Below are 16,459 nucleotides of genomic sequence, written 5' to 3'. Positions count from 1 at the left end.
CCTCCTATTAACTCACGCTGCGTGGCAGTTATGTGACCTACCGTGCCCAAATATTGAAACCTGTCGCCGCCGGACGTCAGTACCCCAGGTCGTGGAGCCGGCGGTCATCGATCCCGAAATGGTGCGCGATCTCGTGGATCACCGTGATCCGCACCTCTTCCACCACCTGCTCCTCGGTGTCGCAGATCCGCAGGATCTCCCGGCGGTAGATGGAGATGTGATCGGGCAGGACGGCCCCGTACCAGTCGCCGCGCTCCGTGAGGGGTACGCCTTGGTAAAGGCCCAGCAGGCCGCGCTCGGGTGCGTCATCCTCGACCACGACGACGACGTTGCGCATCTGGGCGGCCAGCTCGGCCGGGACGGTGTCGAGGGCCTCGCCGACCAGGTCCTCGAACGCCTCCCGCGACATCTCGATCACAGTGCCATTCTGCTCGACAGAAGGAGGATCGTTGCCGTTCCGGCCGCCCGCCCTCGCCGCCCGGATCACCGCCCTCGCCGCCCGCCTGCCCCGCGCCGCGTCCGCCGCCCGTAAGACGCGCGCCGGCGCGGTCCGCGCGCGCGCCGCCGGCGTCCGCGCCGCCCGCAGCCGCTGGACGCGCGTCGCCCTCACCATCGCCATCGGCCTCGCCGGCGGCTACGTCGGCCTCCTCGTCGGCGGCCGCACCGTCACACCCGTCGGCCCCGCGAACGTCCAGCTCGTCCTGCACCCGTCCCTGCACGGCGGCACCACCCTCGAACTGCCGCCGCTCGGCGCCGTCCACCTCGACACCCACGCCGGCCCCGTCTCCGTCGAGGCCCACCTCACCGACGTCCGGCCCGACCAGGCGCAGAAGCTCATCGAGGACGACTCGCAGCTCGACCGCGTCACCGACCAGATCGCCGACCAGATCCGGCACGGCGTGACCGTCCTGCTGGTCCGCGCGGTCGTGCTCGCGCTGGTCTTCGCGTTCCTCGCCGCGCTGATCCTGTTCCGGTCCTGGCGGCGCGCCGTCGCCGCGCTCGGCGCGTCCGCCGCCGGCGTGGTCGCCGTCGCCCTGGTCGCCTGGACGACCTTCAACCCCGACTCCATCGCCGAGCCCCGCTACACCGGCCTGCTCGCCAACGCCCCGCAGGTCGTCGGCGACGCCCAGACCGTGTTCACCCGCTTCTCCACCTACCGCGCCAACCTCGCCCGGCTCGTCGGCAACGCCTCCAAGCTCTACGCCGCGACCTCGGCGCTGCCGACCTACGAGCCGGACCCGTCGACCATCCGCGTGGTGGACGTCTCCGACATCCACCTGAACCCCACCGCGTGGAACGTCATCAAGTCCGTCAGCACCCAGTTCCACGCCACCTTCATCATCGACACCGGCGACCTCATGGACCACGGCAGCAAGCCCGAGGACAAGTTCGCCGACTCGATCTCCGGCCTGAAGATCCCGTACGTCTACATCCGCGGCAACCACGACTCGAAGGGCACCCAGCGGGCCGTCGCCCGGCAGAAGAACGCGATCGTCCTGGACGACCGGACGCGCGAGGTCGGCGGCCTGAGCGTCTACGGCGTCGGCGACCCCCGCTTCACCCCCGACAAGAGCACCCGCGACGACTTCGTCGGCGCCGACCAGGTCCGCGCCGAGGGCCAGGTCCTCGCCGACCGGCTCAGCAAGTCCGGCACCAAGCCCGACGTCGTCCTCACCCACGACCCCGCCGAAGGACAGGCGTTCTCCGGCCTCACCCCCCTGATCCTCTCCGGCCACCTGCACGCCCGCGAGACGAAGCTCCTCCCCACCGGCACCCGCCTGTTCGTCCAGGGCTCCACCGGCGGCGCCGGCCTGCGCGGCCTCGAACACGAGCAGCCGACCCCCATCGAGCTGTCCGTCCTCTACTTCAACCGCGCCTCGCACCGCCTCCAGGGCTGGGACGACCTGCAGCTCGGCGGCCTCGGCCTCACCTCCGCCAAGATCGAGCGCCACCTCGAACCCGCCCCGGACCGCGCGATCCGGCCGCAGCCCCCGGCCACCGCCCCGCCCGCGTCCCCGACCTCCCCGTTCCCGTCGAGGTTCCCGTCCGACTGGCCGTCCCGCAGCCCGTCCCCCACCACGTCGCCGACGTCGTCGCCGTCCCCCACCCGCGAACGCGGGTAACCGTTTGCGCGCCGCCCCGCCCCGTCCTCTACACTTGACCGGGTCGAGTGGCAACCATCTCTGCCACCACCGGGCCCCCTTCGTCTAGCGGCCTAGGACGCCGCCCTTTCAAGGCGGTAGCGCCGGTTCGAATCCGGTAGGGGGTACCTCGCATACAGCTGCGTCGGCCGGGGCGCGTCTTGGACGCACGCGATGGCTCGCCTGTCGAGTTGAGCGGCGGCCTCTCCCCCGGCACCACCTGTCAACGAACCCCCACCGCAACCAGGCAGGCCCGGCGCCTGCCGGATCCCGGTGGTCACCGTGAGGCTCGGGGAGCAGACTCTTCAGTGCCGGCGGGCTCTGCGGACGGTCGGCACGCGGCGAAAGCCTCACAGAGAGCGCCGGTATGCGGCAGCCCGGTCGGCTCCTGGCCTGGGAACGAGGTGACGTGTGGCGGGACGGGCGTCGGGGACACCACAGGCGCGGGGGACCTTGCGCGGGCATCTGACGAGAGCGTGGCGCGGCGCGTCGCCCGAGGTGAAGGCTGGTACGCGGCTGAGCGTGCTGCTGGGGGCGGTGCTGCTCCTGGCAGGCATCGCCGTGGACGAGACCACGGACTGGCTGGCCGGGCGCGGTTTCCTGACCAACGTCGTCTCGTCGGTGACCGGGTTCTTCTTTGCGGTGCCGCTGGCGGCCCTCGTGCTGAGCGAGGTGAACGCCGGCCAGGAGGAGCGACGGGCGTCGGCACTGGCCGCCTCGCTGATCTCGATGGAGCAGCGCAGTGCGGAACTCAGCAGGATCAGCACCCGGCTCGCCGATGTCGCCGGCCCCCTCGACGGGAACCCCTTCCTCTCGGCTTCGTTCTCGTCGGACGCCGCCGCCTGGAGTTGGCGGACTCCACGCTGCGCGAGGAGACCCGCTCAGCCCTGGCCGCCATCCGTGACCTGCGAAGCGAGTGGGCCACACGGCCGACCGGCCTCGACCAGGCGACCATCCGCGCCCTCCTGCAGACCACCCGCGCCCACGACCTCACCCCCGTCCTGACCGCCGTCGACGCCGCGGTCTCCTGCACCGATCGGCTTGCCGACCTCGCTCGCGCCGCCGGCGCCCTGGACATCACGCTCACCTTCGACGGCCGCCCCCTCCGCGACCACCTCCTTCTCTAGGAGGTGTCCGTGACGAGACGGGTGGTCGGGCCGTTGGTCCGGCGAATCCGGCTCCTCGGCGGCGGTGGGCGACGGGGCCGTGGCCGGGGCTGGTCAAGTGCCGTCTGATCACTCCTGCGGGACACGCCGCCGCCGGACGCCGCTACGCGATCCGGTGTAAGGCGGGAGCGCCCCGCTACGTCCGTCGACGTAGCGGGCTGGGCCTCTGGACGGAGGTTTGTCCGCGCACGCGAACTATAGGATCGCGGCATGAACCAGCGCGCCAGGTCGTTCGCGCTGCGTGGGGCGACGCAGGACGTGCTGCTCGCGCTCTTCGTCACCGTGATGCAGGTGCAGGGCACCCTCGCCCGCATCTCGGCCGATGGCGCGGCGCGTCCGCTCACCGAGCTCACCGGTCTCGGCCTCGCGCTGCTGGTGGTCAGCGGCCTGGCCGTCGCCGGGCGCCGCCGGTGGCCGGCCGCCGTGTTCGCCACCACCGCACTGGCCAGCCTCGTCTACTACGGGCTCGACCTCCCGGACGGCCCCGGATGGCTCGCGCTGTTCGTCTCCCTGTACTCGCTGACCGCCTACGGCGACGGGCGCCGCTCCCTGGTGATCGCCGGAGCGGGCATCGCGGTCCTGGCCGCCGGCTGGCTTCCCGCCGCCGCCGACATCAAGCCGCACGCCGCCATCGGCTGGGTGTTCTTCCGCATCGGCGCGTCGGTGATGAGCGCGGCCCTGGGCGAGTCCGTCCGGTCCCGGCGCGTCATCGCCGCCGAGGCCCAAGCGCGCGCGGAAATGGCCGAACGGACCCGCGAAGAAGAGGCACGCGCGCGGGTCGACGCGGAACGGCTCCGGATCGCGCGCGAGGTCCACGACACCGTCGCGCACGCCATCGCGATCATCAACGTGCAGTCCGGGGTCACCGCGCACGTCCTGGACAAGCGGCCCGAGCAGGCGCGCGAGGCGCTGCGCGCCATCGAGCAGACGAGCTCCCGCGCGCTGCGGGAGATGCGCGCCATCCTCGGCGTCCTGCGCGACGACGGCGACGGCCGCGTCCCGCCCGCCGGCCTGGACCAGATCGGCGAGCTCGCCGCCAAGGCGCGCGAGGCCGGGCTGGAGGTCACGCTCGACGCGGCGCCGCCCGCGACCCCGCTGCCGAGCGCGGTGGGCGGCGCCGCCTACCGGATCCTCCAGGAGGCGATCACCAACGTGATCCGGCACGCCGGGCCGACCCGGGTGACGGTCGCGCTGACCTCGGACATCGACCTCCTGGAGATCCGCGTGACCGACGAGGGGCGCCGCGCCGCGTCCGGAGGTCTCGCGGTCGACCGGCCGTCCGGCGACGGCCGCGAGTCCCCGTCGGGCCAGGGCCGGGGGATCGCGGGCATGCGCGAACGCTGCCGGCTGCTCGGCGGGGACCTCGACGCGAGGCCGACCCCCGCCGGCGGGTTCGAGGTCACGGCCCGGCTGCCGTTCGCACCGTCCGGGTCCCGCGCATGACCGACCCGGCCGTGTCGCCGCAGATCAAGGTGCTGATCGCCGACGACGAGGGGCTCGTCCGCTCGGGATTCAAGGTGCTGCTCGACCTCGAGGACGACATCACCGTGGTCGCCGAGGCGACCAACGGCGAGGACGCCGTCGAGCGCGCCCGCGCCACCCGCCCCGACGTCGTCCTGATGGACATCCGCATGCCCGGGCTGGACGGCATCCAGGCCACCACCCGGATCACCGCCACGCGGGGGCTGGAGAAGACCCGGATCCTCATCCTCACCACCTACGACACCGACGACCATGTCTTCGACGCGCTGCAGGCCGGGGCCAGCGGCTTCCTGCTCAAGGACGCCGGACCGGCCGAGCTCCTGCACGCCGTCCGGGTCGTCGCCGCGGGCGAGGCGCTGCTCGCGCCCCGCGTCACCAGGCGCCTGATCGGCCAGTTCACCGCGCGGCGGACCGCGGCCGCCGCCGCGGACGGCCGGCTCGCGGTGCTCACCGCACGCGAGCGGGAGGTGGTGGCCCTGGTGGGGCGGGGCCTGAGCAACAACGAGATCGCCGCCGAGCTGTTCATGAGCCCGGCCACCGCCCGCACCCATGTCAGCCGCTCGATGACGAAGCTCGGCGCGCGCGACCGCGCCCAGCTCGTCGTCATCGCCTACCGGACGGGCCTCGTCAGCCCGGACGTGTAGCCCGCCGTACCTGCCCCGCCGAAATCCGTCCGGCGGTGCCCGATACGGGTCATGGGACCGGCGCGGTGGCGGAGTCGCCCAGGCAGATGAAGCGGCCGCCCTTGACCTCGTAGGCGTAGCCGACGCCGTCGGTCAGCCGGCCCTGGGCCGTGAAGCGGACGCGCTGCGCGACCCCGGGGACGTCGATGTTCCGCAGGTAGTCGTTGACCTGGGCGCCCGTCCGGCCGCCGTGCTCGAACGCGTGCAGGACGGCCCAGGTCGCGTCGTACGTCTCGGGGGCGTTGAGAGCGGGCCGGCTCCCCTGGTTGGCCCGGGCGTAGCGGGCCGCGAAGCCGGTGAAGGCCGCCGGCATCCCCGCGCCGGCCGGGGCGTAGCTCGAACAGGTGCAGGTGAGGACCGTGCCTTCGGCGGCCTTTCCCGCGCCCGAGATGAGCTGCGGGTCCAGCGACGGCAGCCCCAGGTAGAACCGCGCCCTGAAGCCCGCCGCCCGCGCCTGCTTGAGCAGCGGCCCGGAGACCTCCGGGAAGCCGCCGTAGAAGACCGCGTCCGCCTCCGCCTCCTTCAGCTTCCGGATGACCGCCGCGTAGTTCGACGGACTCGGTGTCGGCCTTATCACCACGACGCTGACCAGCGCGTCCAGCGCCTCGGCGCGCGTCTTGAAGACGTTTGCGAGTTCGTGCGCCACGGGCTGGGCCGTGTCGTCGAGCACCACCACCCGCGTCCGCGTGGGCAGGCGCCGCCGGCTCATCAGCTGGGCGAGGTCGCTCACCGACTCGTCCATGTCGGGGACGACCGTGTGCCAGTACGTCCAGTTCGTACCCGACTGCGCGGAGGCCGACGCGGCCGACGAGAGCGCCGGTATGCGCTGGGCTTCGAGGACCGGCATGGCGCCCGCCGCGCCGTCGCCGACCATGCCGACGACGGCGTCCACCTTCTGCCGGCCCGCCTCCCGCGCGGCCGCCGCCTGCTGGGCCTCGCCCCCGGCGATCGTGTCGAGCCGCACGAGCTGGACGCGGACGGGCGGCTTCTTCGCGTTGAACTCGTTCACCGCCTGCTGGGCGCCCGCCCAGGCGCCCTGTCCGAGGGCACCGGTCTGCGGGCTGCGCATCGGCGCCATTACGCCGATCCTGACCGTGCCTCCGGAGCTTCCCGTCCCGGCGGTCCCCCCGGACGTGCCGGTGGTGCCGGTGGAGCCGTGCTCGGAGGGACCGCTGTACAGCTGGACGATCCCGGCCGGCACGGCGATCGCGAGGACCGCCGCAAGGGCTCCAGCGCCGATCAGCAGGCGGCGGCGCGAGCGAGGCGGGGCCAGCTGCGGGGGCGGCGGACCGTACGCGACCTTGGTGAGCACCGCGGTGACCGTCGCCATGCCACGTTCGAGGAGATCGTCCGGCCGGGCGCCCGGCGGCAGGTCGGCACCGGCCATGCTCAGCAGCCGGAAGAGCACGTCGGCGCCGGTGGGGCGGCGGGCGGCGTCCTTGGCGAGACAGGCCCCGACCAGTTCGGCGAGCGGTCCGGGGAGCGCGCTCACGTCGGCCTCGGCGTTGAGGACGGCGTTCAGCAGGGCGGGGATCGAGTCGCCCGGGAAGGGCGGCCGGCCGGTCGCGGCGAAAAGGATCGTGCCGCCCCAGGCGAAGACGTCGGCGGGCGGGCCCACCGCGTCACCCGCGACCTGCTCGGGCGCCATGTACGCGGGCGTGCCGACGACCTGGCTGGTGACGGTGATGGCGGACGAGTCCAGGGCGCGGGCGATGCCGAAGTCGATGACCCGCGGACCGTCCCGCCCGATGAGGATGTTCGGCGGCTTGAAGTCGCGGTGCACGATGCCCGCGCGGTGGATCGCCGACAGCGCGGTGGCGGTGCCGATGGCCAGGCGCAGCAGCGCCCCCGGATCGAGCGGTCCCTGAGCGCGGACGAGGTCGGTGAGGGAAGGGCCCCGGACGAACTCGCTGACGATGTACGGCCGGTCGCCCTGGATGTCGGCGTCCAGCACGCGTGCCGTGCAGAAGCCGCCCACCCGGGAGGCGACCTCCAGCTCCCGCACGAAGCGCCGCCGCGCCTCGGGGACCCGGCCCAGGCGGGCGTGCAGCAGCTTGACGGCGACCTCGCGGCCGTTCGGGTCCCGGCCCAGGTAGACCGTCCCCTGGCCGCCGTCGCCCAGCCGTCCGGCCAGCTCGTACGGGCCCACCCGCCGGGGGTCCTCGGGCAGCAGAGGATCGGCCATCGGGCCCTCCGGAGGATGTCGCACGGCGAACGATCATGGCACGCCCCCGGCGCATCGTCGGGCGAATACCCCAGAACGGATGTTCTCGATCGCCGGGCGGCGGGCGGGGTCAGTGGTCGCCGTTGACGGCTGTGGGGGTGGTCCGGGTCGGCGGGAGGCGGTGCAGGATCGAGACGGTGCCGTCCGGCGGGCGGGCGCCGGCGTCCTCGTCCGGGCGCCGGGCGAGGGGCGTGACGTTCGGGACGTCGCCGGGCGCCTGCTGCCTGCGGCTGATGAACTGGTCGATCCGGCGGCGGGCGCGCTCGGCCTCGTTGCGGGCGGCGTCCCGTTCGGCGATCAGCATCGCGGTGCGGGCGCGGAGCTCTTCGACGAGCCGGGACCGCTCGTCCAGCTCGGCCTGCCGCTCGGTGAGGGACGCGCGGGTCTGGTCGAGGCGCTCGTGCGCGGAGCGGGTGCTCCAGGGCGCGGTCGCGCTGGATGAGGGCGTCCTGGATCTGCTCGCGGGCGTCGCGGGCGTGCTGCTCGGCCTGGACGCGGGCGGTGTGCTCCGCGCGCGCTTCGGCGCGGGACTGGTGCGCGTCCTGGGCGGCGCGGGCGCGTTCGGTGGAGACCTCCTCCAGGCGAAGCCGCTGCTGCCGCAGTTCGGCGGCCAGCGTCGCGGCCTGCTCGCGGGCGGCCTTCTCGGCGGACTGCGCGGCGGCCAGGTCGCCGCGCAGGCGCTTGACCTCGTCCAGCGACGCCTGGAGCGTCCGGCTCAGCTCGGAGATCTGCTCGCCCTGCCGGGCCTGGTCGGCGCGGGCGGCGGCCAGCGCCGCGGTCGCCTCCTCGGCGGCCCGGGCGAGCTGCTCGTGGCGGCGGCGGGCCTCGTCGCGTCCGGCGACCGCCTCGCCGAGCCGGCCGCGCAGGTCCGCGGCCAGCGCCTCGGCCTCGTCGGCGCGGCGGCGCTGCGCGTCGGCGGCGGCGAGGGCCTCTCCGGCCCGGGCCCGCGCGTCCTCGGCCGCCCGGTGCGCCTCGGCCTCGACCGCCGCCGTCTCCGCGCGGACCTGCGCCATGCGCGCTTCGACGCCCGCGACGGTGAGCTCGCCGTCCAGCGCGCCGGTGAGCAGGGCGGCCGTCGCCTCAAGCCGTTCGACGAGGTCCCACGTGCGGGCGACGTGACCGCCGAGGCCGGGCGCGGCGAGGCCGCGTTCGCGCTGCTCGGCGGCCGCGGCCTCGCACCCCGACGGGCCGGGGCCGGTCGCGCAGAACCGGCGCGGCGGCCGCCCCGGCGCCTGCGGGACGGGCCGCCGGCAGAACCCGCAGGGACGCGCGGCCGGTGTGCTCTCGATGACGGCCTCCAAGGACGAGGATCACGGCGGGAACGGGGAATGGCGACGACGGTAGCCGCGTGCCGCTTAGGACCGCGTCAGCGATGGCTCAACATTCCCTTAAGGCCGGCGCTAAAGGGACGGCCGGTTCCGCGGCATCAGTATTCGTAGATCTGGACGATCGTGGGGTGGTCGTTCCACGAGGCGATCACGGCGGAGCCGTGGGTCCCGTCGGTCAGCTCGACGCGAATCCAGGTCGATTTCCGCCATACCTTCGTCTGGAAACCGTTGTCGGGCGCCGCGGACACCAGTTCCGCCGAGCGCGGGCTCACGGCCAGCACCACCCGTCCCGACCGGACGTCATAGGTGCGCCTCTTCCCGTCCGGCGGACCGGCGGACGGGCTTGCGGAAGCGGTCGCTCTCGCCGGAGTCCGCCGGGACGACGACGGTGACGGCGAGGAGGTCGGAGCGCTGGCGCGGACGGGCGGGGCCGAGTCGGCGGCCGAGGTCGGCGGGCCCGGCGGGCGCCCGGTCGCCACCGGGAGGCCGGCCGTCAGGTCGGGCGAGGCGAGCACCGTGCCGCGCAGCGCGTCGCCCACGCCGGCCCAGCTGATCGCCATGCCGGTCGCGGTGACCGCGCCCCACACCAGCATGAACCGAAAGGGCACCTTCATACGTCGCATTTCTTCGACCCGGTTCTCGAACCATCACCACAGGACGGGAATCGGAAAACGACCCCGATGGCCACTCGGCACGCTAACCGTGAATCACCGGGGCGCGCAAACCGATCCCGCAGCTCGGGCCGATCCCCGTAAAGGTCGCTGAGGCATCGGTTAAGAGCTTCTGAAGACCGTTCCGGAACGCCCGTCGCGCTTTTACTCTCGGGCCTCGCCGATGGCGTCTCAGATGGGAGTCCGATGAACACCGGTGCCGCGCTGTTCCGACGCGCCTCGACCGTCACCGCCGCCGGAACCGCGGCGCTGGCGGCGCTCGCGGCGGCCGCGTCCCCCGCGCTCGCCCACGGCTCGATGCGGACGCCGGTGAGCCGGGTTCTCGCCTGCTACCAGGAGAATCCCGAGTCGCCCCGGTCGGCGGCGTGCCGGGCGGCCGTCTCGGCGAGCGGGAAGCAGGCGTTCTACGACTGGAACGGGGTCCGGATCGGCGACGCGGCCGGGCGGCACCGGCGGATCATCCCCGACGGCCGGCTGTGCAGCGCGGGCGTCGCGGCCTTCCGCGGCCTGGACCTGCCGCGGGCGGACTGGCCCGCGACGCGCCTGGCGGCGGGCGCCTCCTACACGTTCCGCTACCAGGTCACGGCCGTCCACCGCGGCCGGTTCGAGCTGTACGTCACGCGGGACGGCTACGACCCGCGCAAGCCGCTCACCTGGGCGGACCTGGAGAGCAGGCCGTTCCTCACCAAGAGCGACCCGCCGATCAGGGACGGCGCCTACCAGCTTCCCGGCCGGATCCCGGCGGGCAAGAAGGGGCGGCACCTGATCTACGCGATCTGGCAGCGCAGCGACAGCCCGGAGGCGTTCTACTCCTGCTCGGACGTCGTCTTCGGCGGCAAGGGCGGGACGGCCGGGACCGGCGCCGCCGCTGCGCCGAAGGCGAAGGCGAAGGGGAAGGGCGCGCCCGCGCGGAAGGCCCCGTCCACGCCGGAACCCTCCGCACCGGCCACGCCGCTCACCGCCCACGGGCACGTCCACGGCGGCGCCCCGGCAGGGCGGGTCAACGCCGAGCCCGCCGCGAGGACCACGGACGACAGTCCCGCGACCATCACCGGAACCGTGCTGATGACGGGGACGGCCGGGCTGGCCCTCGGCGGGGTCGCGGGCCTCCTCCTGACCGGCCGCCACCCTCGCCGCCCCGGCCGGCCCCGGCGCCCCCGCGGCCTCGGCCGCCCGCACCGCCCGAGCCGCCATACTTGAGGGTATGGTTCCGTACCATGGAGTACGGAGACGAGATCGTCCGCCGCGTGCGGGAGCTGGCGCCCGCGCTGTCCGAGCGCGCCCGGCAGGCCGAGGACGCGCGCCGCCCGCCCGACGCCACCATCGCGGACCTGGCCGCGTCCGGCCTGTTCAGCATGCTCGTGCCGAAGCGCCACGGCGGTGCCGAGCTCGGGTTCGAGCCGATGGTCGCGGCGTGCCGCGCGGCCGGCGCCGCCTGCGCGTCCACCGGCTGGCTGTCGGTCATCTACACGCTGCACAACTGGATGGTGGCGCTGTTCCCCGAGCGGGCGCAGGAGGAGGTCTGGGCCGAACGGCCGTACGCGCTGATCCCGTGCGTCCTCGCGCCGACCGGCACCGCGGAGCCGGCCGACGGCGGGCACCGGGTCACCGGACGCTGGTCATGGGGCAGCGGCTCCGTGCACGCCGACCACGCGATGGTCATGGGCCTCGTCACCACCGACGGCGCGATCGAGCCGCGGCTGTTTCTGCTGCCGCGCGCGGACGTGACCGTCCACGACGTCTGGCACACCAGCGGGATGCGCGGGACCGGCAGCAACGACATCGAGGTGGCGGACGTCTTCGTCCCGGCGCACCGCTCCGTGCCGCTGGCGGCGCTGACCGAGGGGCGCTCACCCGGGTCGCGCGTCCACCCCGCGCCGCTCTACCGGACCCCGCTCGTCCCGGTGTTCGCGCTGACCAGCGCGGCGCCCGTGCTCGGCATCGCCGAGGGCGTGCTCGCGCGGTTCGCCGAGCGGATGCGGAGCCGGCGGATGGCCTACAGCGGCGAGCGGCAGCGCGACCTGATGAGCGGCCAGATCCGCCTCGCCACCGCCACCGCGGACCTCGCGGCGGCGCGGCTGCTCCTGGAGGACGCCCTGCGGGACGTGACGGGGGCCGCCGCCGCGGGCGACGCCGCCGGCCTGCACCGCCGCGCCCGGGCCCGGCTGGTCGCCGCGCACGTGGCCGCCACCTCCCGCCGCGTCGTGAACGAGCTGTGCGGCGCGGCGGGCGCGAGCACCCAGTTCGCGGACTCGCCGTTCCAGCGGGCCCAGCGGGATGTGAATACGATCAGCGGGCATGTGGTCTTCGACCCGGACGCGGCGTACGCCCTCTACGGCAGGATCGAGCTGGGGATGGACCCGGGACCGGTGGTCCTGGTGTAGCGGAGCGTGGGGAGCGCGATGACGGCCCGTACGAGGATGGCCAGGCGGGACTGGGTGGAGGCCGGCTACCAGGAACTCGCGCGCACCGGCGAGCGCGGCGTCGCGATCACCTCGCTCGCCGCCCGGCTCGGCGTCACCAAGGGCAGCTTCTACTGGCACTTCAAGGACCGCGGCGAGCTGATGCGGGCGCTCCTCGACCGGTGGGCGCACGAGCGGACCGACGAGATGCTGGACCTCGCCCTCGGCAGCACCGGCGACCCGCGCGAGCGGCTGCGCCGCATCCAGGCGCTCGGCCGCGAGATCGCGCCGGTCGACCGGGCGATGCGGCTGTGGGCGCAGCACGACCCGGCGGCGGAGGAGGCCGTCCGGCACGCCGACCGCGCGCTGCTCGGGCACATCGCCGCGTGCCTGGAGGGCCTCGGGTTCGGCGCCGACGACGCGCGGCTGCGGGCGCTGCTGATGCTGCGCTCGTGGGTCGGCGGCTACCTGGTCCCGTCCGGCGCGCCGGGCTCCACCGCCGGGGTCGACCCCGGTGACCGCATGCTGGAGATCCTGCTGGGCTAACAGGTCTTCTCGTACGGGATGTCCTGGACGTACTGCTTCCATTCGCTGCGCGACAGCGCCCCGACCCGCGCGCAGAGGCCGTCCTTCAGCAGGCGCGGCGCGACCGTGTGGGTGACGAGCTTGCCGTCGTCGCCGCTCACGCTGTAGAGCCGGGTGCCGTCCGGGCTGAACGCCAGCGACTCGATCGTCGCGTCGACCGACGCCGAGGTGTGCCCGGTGAGCGGCAGCCCGAGCCGCCGCTGCCCCTGCACGTCCCAGAGGTCGATCTTGCCCTGCATGTCCGTCGTGGCGAGCAGCCGCCCGTCCGGCGAGAGGGCCGCGATCGGGGTCTTCCCGTCCGGAGTCGCGACGGGGGTGCCGATCTGCTTGAGCGTCCGGACGTTCCAGAACGAGAGCGACCGCCGGTCGGAGCGGTCCTGCACGGTGACGAGCGTCCCCTGCCGGTCGGCGGCCTGGACGGTCGTGGCGAGCGGGTTCGGCGGCGCGAGGACCTTCCCGGACGGGAACGCGACCACGCCCAGGTCGTTGGCGGACACGACGCTCTTCCCGTCCGCGCTCCAGACGGTCTTCAGCTCCACCGAGCCGTCCGACGCTCCGGTCCGTCCCGGCGCGCGCGCCTGACCGAGCTGCCGCCCGGTCGCGGTGTCCCAGAACCGCAGCAGCGTCGTGCGGGGCTGGTCCTGGTTCGCGGGGGTCGCCGGGCCGCCGAGCGTGACGGTCGCGATGGCCTTGCCGTCCGGCGAGAAGGACGGCAGCGGGCGGGACGACGGCATCGCCGCGGGGCCGAGGTCGATGGCGGCCCGCTTCGTCCGCGACCGCACGTCCCAGATCTCGACCGTCCGGTCCTGCCGGACGAGCGCGAGCAGCCGCCCGTCACGCGACAGCGCCATCCGGTCGCCGCCGTAGCCGTTCGTGTAGGTGATCGGGAGCGTCGCGCGGCGGGCCCGCTTCGCGGTGTCCCAGATCTGGACGCCGTTGGACGGCGACGGATCCGCGGTGGCCAGCGTCGACCCGTCCAGGCTGATCGCCGAGTCGCCGTACGGCCGCGCGACCTGCACCGGACGCACGAACACCGACACGTCGATGCCCTGGACGCGCCCCTCGCTGTCGACGCAGCGCAGGCTCCGGCCGTCCGCGCTGAACCGGGTGTGGTTGCACATGTCGTCCGGCTTGTAGAACAGGTAGGGCGGTTCGGCCGTGCCGGTATCGGTGCTCCACAGCGCCATGTTCGACGCGAGGAAGTTCCCGTCCGGGCTGAAGGCGATGTCGGTGTCGAGGCCGTCGTACCCCTTCGGCACGGTCAGCCGGGTGCGCAGCTCGCCGGTCCTGGCGTCCACCACCGTGATCTGGTCCTTCGACCCTCCGGCCCCGGTCGCCGCGAAGAAGCGCCCGTCGGGACTGAAGGCGATCATGGACGTCTCCTTGAGGTCCCGGACCGGCTCGGGCACCTTGATCCGCTTGAAGGAGGCGAGGTCCCGCCCGACGAGCCTCCAGTGGCCGCCGTCCTTGGCCACCCCCACCAGGGACTTCTCGTCCGGCGAGAAGATCGGGCCCGTGATGCTGAAGTCCTCCTTGGCGGTGAACAGCACCTTCCCGGTGGCGGTGTCGAGGATCCTGACCGTCCCGTGGTGCGTCGTGACGAGCCGCGCGCCGCTCGGGCTGAACCAGAGGCCGTCCCCCATCGCGTGCTTGAACGGCAGCGCCGTCCGCGCCCCGGACGCGGTGTCCCAGAGCGCCAGCGTGCCGTCCTTCTGCAGCGAGAGCAGCCGCTTGCCGTCCAGCGTCAGCCCGAGGCCGGCCACGCCCGCGCCCGGAACGCGCAGGGTCAGCGCCTTCTTCGTATCCGGGTCGCCCAGGATGATGGTGTTGTCCTTGAACCACGTATAAGGCCCGGCTTTGTCGGGACTCAACGTGTTCCAATCGGTTCCCACCCCGGCGGGCCGGAACATTCCCTGCTCCCACTGCTCGGTCAGCGTCAGCAGCGCGTCGCGCGTCTCGAACGTGTCCCCGGCCAGCGCGGACGCGGCCACGGCGAGCCGCCGCGCCAGCACCGGATCCGCCCGGCGCAGCTGGACGGCCCGCGTCGCGAGCTGCCGCCCGATCGCCGAGTCCCGCTGCTCCGCCACCGTCGCGTTCGTCTTCCGCAGGCTCCGGCTCTGCACCGCGACCGCCGCCCCCGCGCACAGCGCGATGACCAGCAGCACCGCCAGCGTGGTCGTGACGGCGGCCCGCGTCCGGGCGCGGTCCCGCGTCTGCCGGACCGACGCGTCCAGGAAGGCCCGCTCGACCAGGTTCAACGTGAGCTGCCGCCGCCCCACCGACGCCCACGCCAGCGCCCCGTCCAGCGCCGACCCCTGATGCAGGTCGGCCTGCTTGCGCCCGTTCGCGCTCCACAACCGCGCCGCGCCCGCCAGCGCCTGATGCGCGGCGAGCCCCTCACTCTCCGCCGTCACCCACTCGGCGAGCCGCGGCCAGGCCCGCAGCAGCGCGGGCGTCGCGATGGAGATCGTGACACCGTCCCGCCGCAGCAGCCCCGCGCCGCAGAACCCGTCCAGCACCTCCTGCAACGCGCGCTCGCCCGTGACCCCGTCCACGAGATCGCCCACCGGCACCGGACGCAGCGCGCCCTGCGCGTCCGCCGGCGCCGCCACCATCCTGAGCAGCACCCGCGGCACCGCCTGCTGCGCCTCCCAGCCGAGCCCCCTGTACACCTGCTCCGCGACGTCCCCCAGCGCGGGCGGCAACGTCACCGACGGCGGCTCCCCCAGCCCGGCCGCCTTCGTCCCCGCCTCCAGCGCGTCCCCGCTCACCCCGCTGAGCAGCCCGTCCAGGACGTCCTGCGCGCTCGGCCGCTCGTCCGGATCCTGGCTGAGCGCCGCGTCCACGAGCCCCCGCAACGGCTCTGCGAGCACATCCGTCTTCGGGCGCACATTCAGGATCTGGTGGTGGAGGCTCGCCAAGGTCTCACCATCGAACGGCGCCCGCCCCGTGGCGGCGAACAGCACCACCACCGCCCACGCCCACACGTCCACTGCGGGCGTGGCCCGCTTCCCCCGGAACAGCTCCGGCGCCATCCACCGCGGCGTCCCCTTCAGCGCCCCCGTCGCGCTGCGCGACATCTCGTCGGTCTTGGCGATCCCGAAGTCGATCACCCGCGGCCCGTCCGGCCCCAGCAGCACGTTCGCGGGCTTCAGATCCCGGTGGACGATCCCGGCCCGGTGAATCGACGCCAGCGCCGTCGCGATCCCGATCGCCAGCCGGTGCAGCTCGTCCGCCCCGTAGGCTCCCCGCTCCCGCACCCACTCCGCCAGATCGGGCCCGGGCACGTACTCGCTGACGATGTACGGCGGCACGCTGTCGAGATCCGCGCTGATGATCCGCGCCGTGCAGAACGACGCCACCCGCTGCAGCGTCGCGACCTCCTTGCGCAGCCCGTTCCGCAGCGCCTCGTTGACCGTCTCGACATGCAGCGCCTTGACCGCGACCCGCGCACCCCCGGCGTCGTACCCCTCGTAAACAACCCCCTGCCCACCGGCCCCCAGCCGCCCGGCCAGCCAGTACCCGCCCAACTGCCGAGGATCACTCACCAAAAGCGGACCGGACATGCAGGCGCCCCTCCAGAGCCGGCGACGCCGGAAGCCCCCGACGCCCTCAAAACCCCCACAGCATATACAGACACCACTGTTCTTTTGTGCCTCGTCCTCAGATGTGACCCACCCCATCCCCGCCCTCCACCCAGCCCTGGTCACCCCCCAAACGCCCCGACCCACCTACCCGGACAGGCCTCGCAGGCGCTCGCAGACCCACGACCGCCTG

The 16,459-nt window shown here is 74.0% G+C and carries 13 protein-coding genes and 1 tRNA gene; 9 read left to right on the top strand and 5 right to left on the bottom strand.

What is annotated here, in order from left to right:
* Nucleotides 1-76 precede the first annotated feature (76 nt).
* On the bottom strand, nucleotides 77-418 hold the full coding sequence (locus ABT299_RS17700) for a metallopeptidase family protein (protein WP_190859235.1): 342 nt from the start codon (nucleotides 416-418) through the stop codon (nucleotides 77-79).
* 31 nt (nucleotides 419-449) lie between these two features.
* Here ABT299_RS17700 and ABT299_RS17695 point away from each other — a divergent pair, with 31 nt between their 5' ends.
* From ABT299_RS17695 to ABT299_RS17675, 5 genes are all read left to right on the top strand, one after another.
* Nucleotides 450-2,123: a metallophosphoesterase family protein gene (locus ABT299_RS17695; protein ID WP_500251427.1), complete on the top strand. Its 1,674-nt coding sequence runs from the start codon at nucleotides 450-452 to the stop codon at nucleotides 2,121-2,123.
* Between the two features lie 73 nt (nucleotides 2,124-2,196).
* Nucleotides 2,197-2,269, top strand: a tRNA-Glu gene (locus tag ABT299_RS17690).
* Nucleotides 2,270-2,989: 720 nt separating this feature from the next.
* Nucleotides 2,990-3,268 carry a hypothetical protein gene (locus ABT299_RS17685; RefSeq protein WP_500251426.1) on the top strand — a complete coding sequence of 93 codons (279 nt, stop codon included), beginning with the start codon at nucleotides 2,990-2,992 and terminating at the stop codon, nucleotides 3,266-3,268.
* A gap of 249 nt (nucleotides 3,269-3,517) precedes the next feature.
* Entirely contained in the window at nucleotides 3,518-4,750 is a 1,233-nt protein-coding gene (locus ABT299_RS17680; RefSeq protein WP_500251425.1) for a sensor histidine kinase, read from the top strand.
* Nucleotides 4,747-5,433 (top strand): response regulator transcription factor, encoded by a 687-nt coding sequence (locus ABT299_RS17675; RefSeq protein ID WP_387033154.1) that lies wholly within the window; start codon nucleotides 4,747-4,749, stop codon nucleotides 5,431-5,433. The genes ABT299_RS17680 and ABT299_RS17675 overlap by 4 nt, the downstream gene beginning before the upstream one ends.
* Nucleotides 5,434-5,482: 49 nt before the next feature.
* Here the strand turns inward: ABT299_RS17675 and ABT299_RS17670 are convergent, their stop codons facing one another.
* Together ABT299_RS17670 and ABT299_RS17665 are read right to left on the bottom strand one after the other, a co-directional pair.
* The gene (locus ABT299_RS17670) at nucleotides 5,483-7,657 is read right to left on the bottom strand and encodes a bifunctional serine/threonine-protein kinase/ABC transporter substrate-binding protein (protein ID WP_500251424.1); all 2,175 of its coding nucleotides are present in this window, start codon (nucleotides 7,655-7,657) and stop codon (nucleotides 5,483-5,485) included.
* A 109-nt stretch (nucleotides 7,658-7,766) separates the two neighbouring features.
* Nucleotides 7,767-8,000 (bottom strand): hypothetical protein, encoded by a 234-nt coding sequence (locus ABT299_RS17665; protein WP_500251423.1) that lies wholly within the window; start codon nucleotides 7,998-8,000, stop codon nucleotides 7,767-7,769.
* A gap of 64 nt (nucleotides 8,001-8,064) precedes the next feature.
* On the opposite strand from ABT299_RS17665, the gene ABT299_RS17660 reads away from it, so the two are divergent.
* The gene (locus ABT299_RS17660) at nucleotides 8,065-9,135 is read left to right on the top strand and encodes a hypothetical protein (RefSeq protein WP_500251422.1); all 1,071 of its coding nucleotides are present in this window, start codon (nucleotides 8,065-8,067) and stop codon (nucleotides 9,133-9,135) included.
* On the opposite strand, the gene ABT299_RS17655 is transcribed toward ABT299_RS17660, so the two are convergent.
* Nucleotides 9,123-9,638 (bottom strand): hypothetical protein, encoded by a 516-nt coding sequence (locus ABT299_RS17655; protein WP_500251421.1) that lies wholly within the window; start codon nucleotides 9,636-9,638, stop codon nucleotides 9,123-9,125. The genes ABT299_RS17660 and ABT299_RS17655 overlap by 13 nt on opposite strands.
* Nucleotides 9,639-9,881: 243 nt before the next feature.
* Between ABT299_RS17655 and ABT299_RS17650 the strand changes: the two genes are divergently transcribed.
* From ABT299_RS17650 to ABT299_RS17640, 3 genes are read left to right on the top strand one after another with little or no spacing between them, the layout of a single operon-like run.
* Nucleotides 9,882-10,895, top strand: a complete 1,014-nt coding sequence (locus ABT299_RS17650; RefSeq protein WP_500251420.1) for a lytic polysaccharide monooxygenase auxiliary activity family 9 protein — start codon at nucleotides 9,882-9,884, stop codon at nucleotides 10,893-10,895.
* Between the two features lie 17 nt (nucleotides 10,896-10,912).
* On the top strand, nucleotides 10,913-12,079 hold the full coding sequence (locus ABT299_RS17645) for an acyl-CoA dehydrogenase family protein (RefSeq protein WP_500251419.1): 1,167 nt from the start codon (nucleotides 10,913-10,915) through the stop codon (nucleotides 12,077-12,079).
* A gap of 18 nt (nucleotides 12,080-12,097) precedes the next feature.
* Complete coding sequence (locus tag ABT299_RS17640) at nucleotides 12,098-12,643, top strand: TetR/AcrR family transcriptional regulator (RefSeq protein WP_500251418.1); 546 nt, start codon at nucleotides 12,098-12,100, stop codon at nucleotides 12,641-12,643.
* Here ABT299_RS17640 and ABT299_RS17635 read toward each other — a convergent pair.
* Nucleotides 12,640-16,212, bottom strand: coding sequence for a protein kinase domain-containing protein (locus ABT299_RS17635; RefSeq protein WP_500251417.1), 3,573 nt, complete (start codon nucleotides 16,210-16,212; stop codon nucleotides 12,640-12,642). The two genes, ABT299_RS17640 and ABT299_RS17635, sit on opposite strands and share 4 nt — an antisense overlap.
* Nucleotides 16,213-16,459: the final 247 nt, after the last annotated feature.

The sequence above is a fragment of the Spirillospora sp. NPDC000708 genome, from assembly GCF_040299565.1.
Taxonomy (GTDB): Bacteria; Actinomycetota; Actinomycetes; order Streptosporangiales; family Streptosporangiaceae; genus Spirillospora.
Note: the sequence above shows the minus strand (reverse complement) of the source record. Positions and strands in the feature narration are given on the sequence as shown.

What these genes read in the sequence shown, in the direction of transcription:
- ABT299_RS17680 (WP_500251425.1), top strand. Translation starts at nt 3,518, where the DNA reads ATGAACCAGCGCGCCAGGTCGTTCGCGCTGCGTGGGGCGACGCAGGAC.
- ABT299_RS17675 (WP_387033154.1), top strand. Translation starts at nt 4,747, where the DNA reads ATGACCGACCCGGCCGTGTCGCCGCAGATCAAGGTGCTGATCGCCGAC.
- ABT299_RS17670 (WP_500251424.1), bottom strand. Translation starts at nt 7,657, where the DNA reads ATGGCCGATCCTCTGCTGCCCGAGGACCCCCGGCGGGTGGGCCCGTAC.
- ABT299_RS17665 (WP_500251423.1), bottom strand. Translation starts at nt 8,000, where the DNA reads ATGCTGATCGCCGAACGGGACGCCGCCCGCAACGAGGCCGAGCGCGCC.
- ABT299_RS17655 (WP_500251421.1), bottom strand. Translation starts at nt 9,638, where the DNA reads ATGAAGGTGCCCTTTCGGTTCATGCTGGTGTGGGGCGCGGTCACCGCG.
- ABT299_RS17650 (WP_500251420.1), top strand. Translation starts at nt 9,882, where the DNA reads ATGAACACCGGTGCCGCGCTGTTCCGACGCGCCTCGACCGTCACCGCC.
- ABT299_RS17645 (WP_500251419.1), top strand. Translation starts at nt 10,913, where the DNA reads ATGGAGTACGGAGACGAGATCGTCCGCCGCGTGCGGGAGCTGGCGCCC.
- ABT299_RS17640 (WP_500251418.1), top strand. Translation starts at nt 12,098, where the DNA reads ATGACGGCCCGTACGAGGATGGCCAGGCGGGACTGGGTGGAGGCCGGC.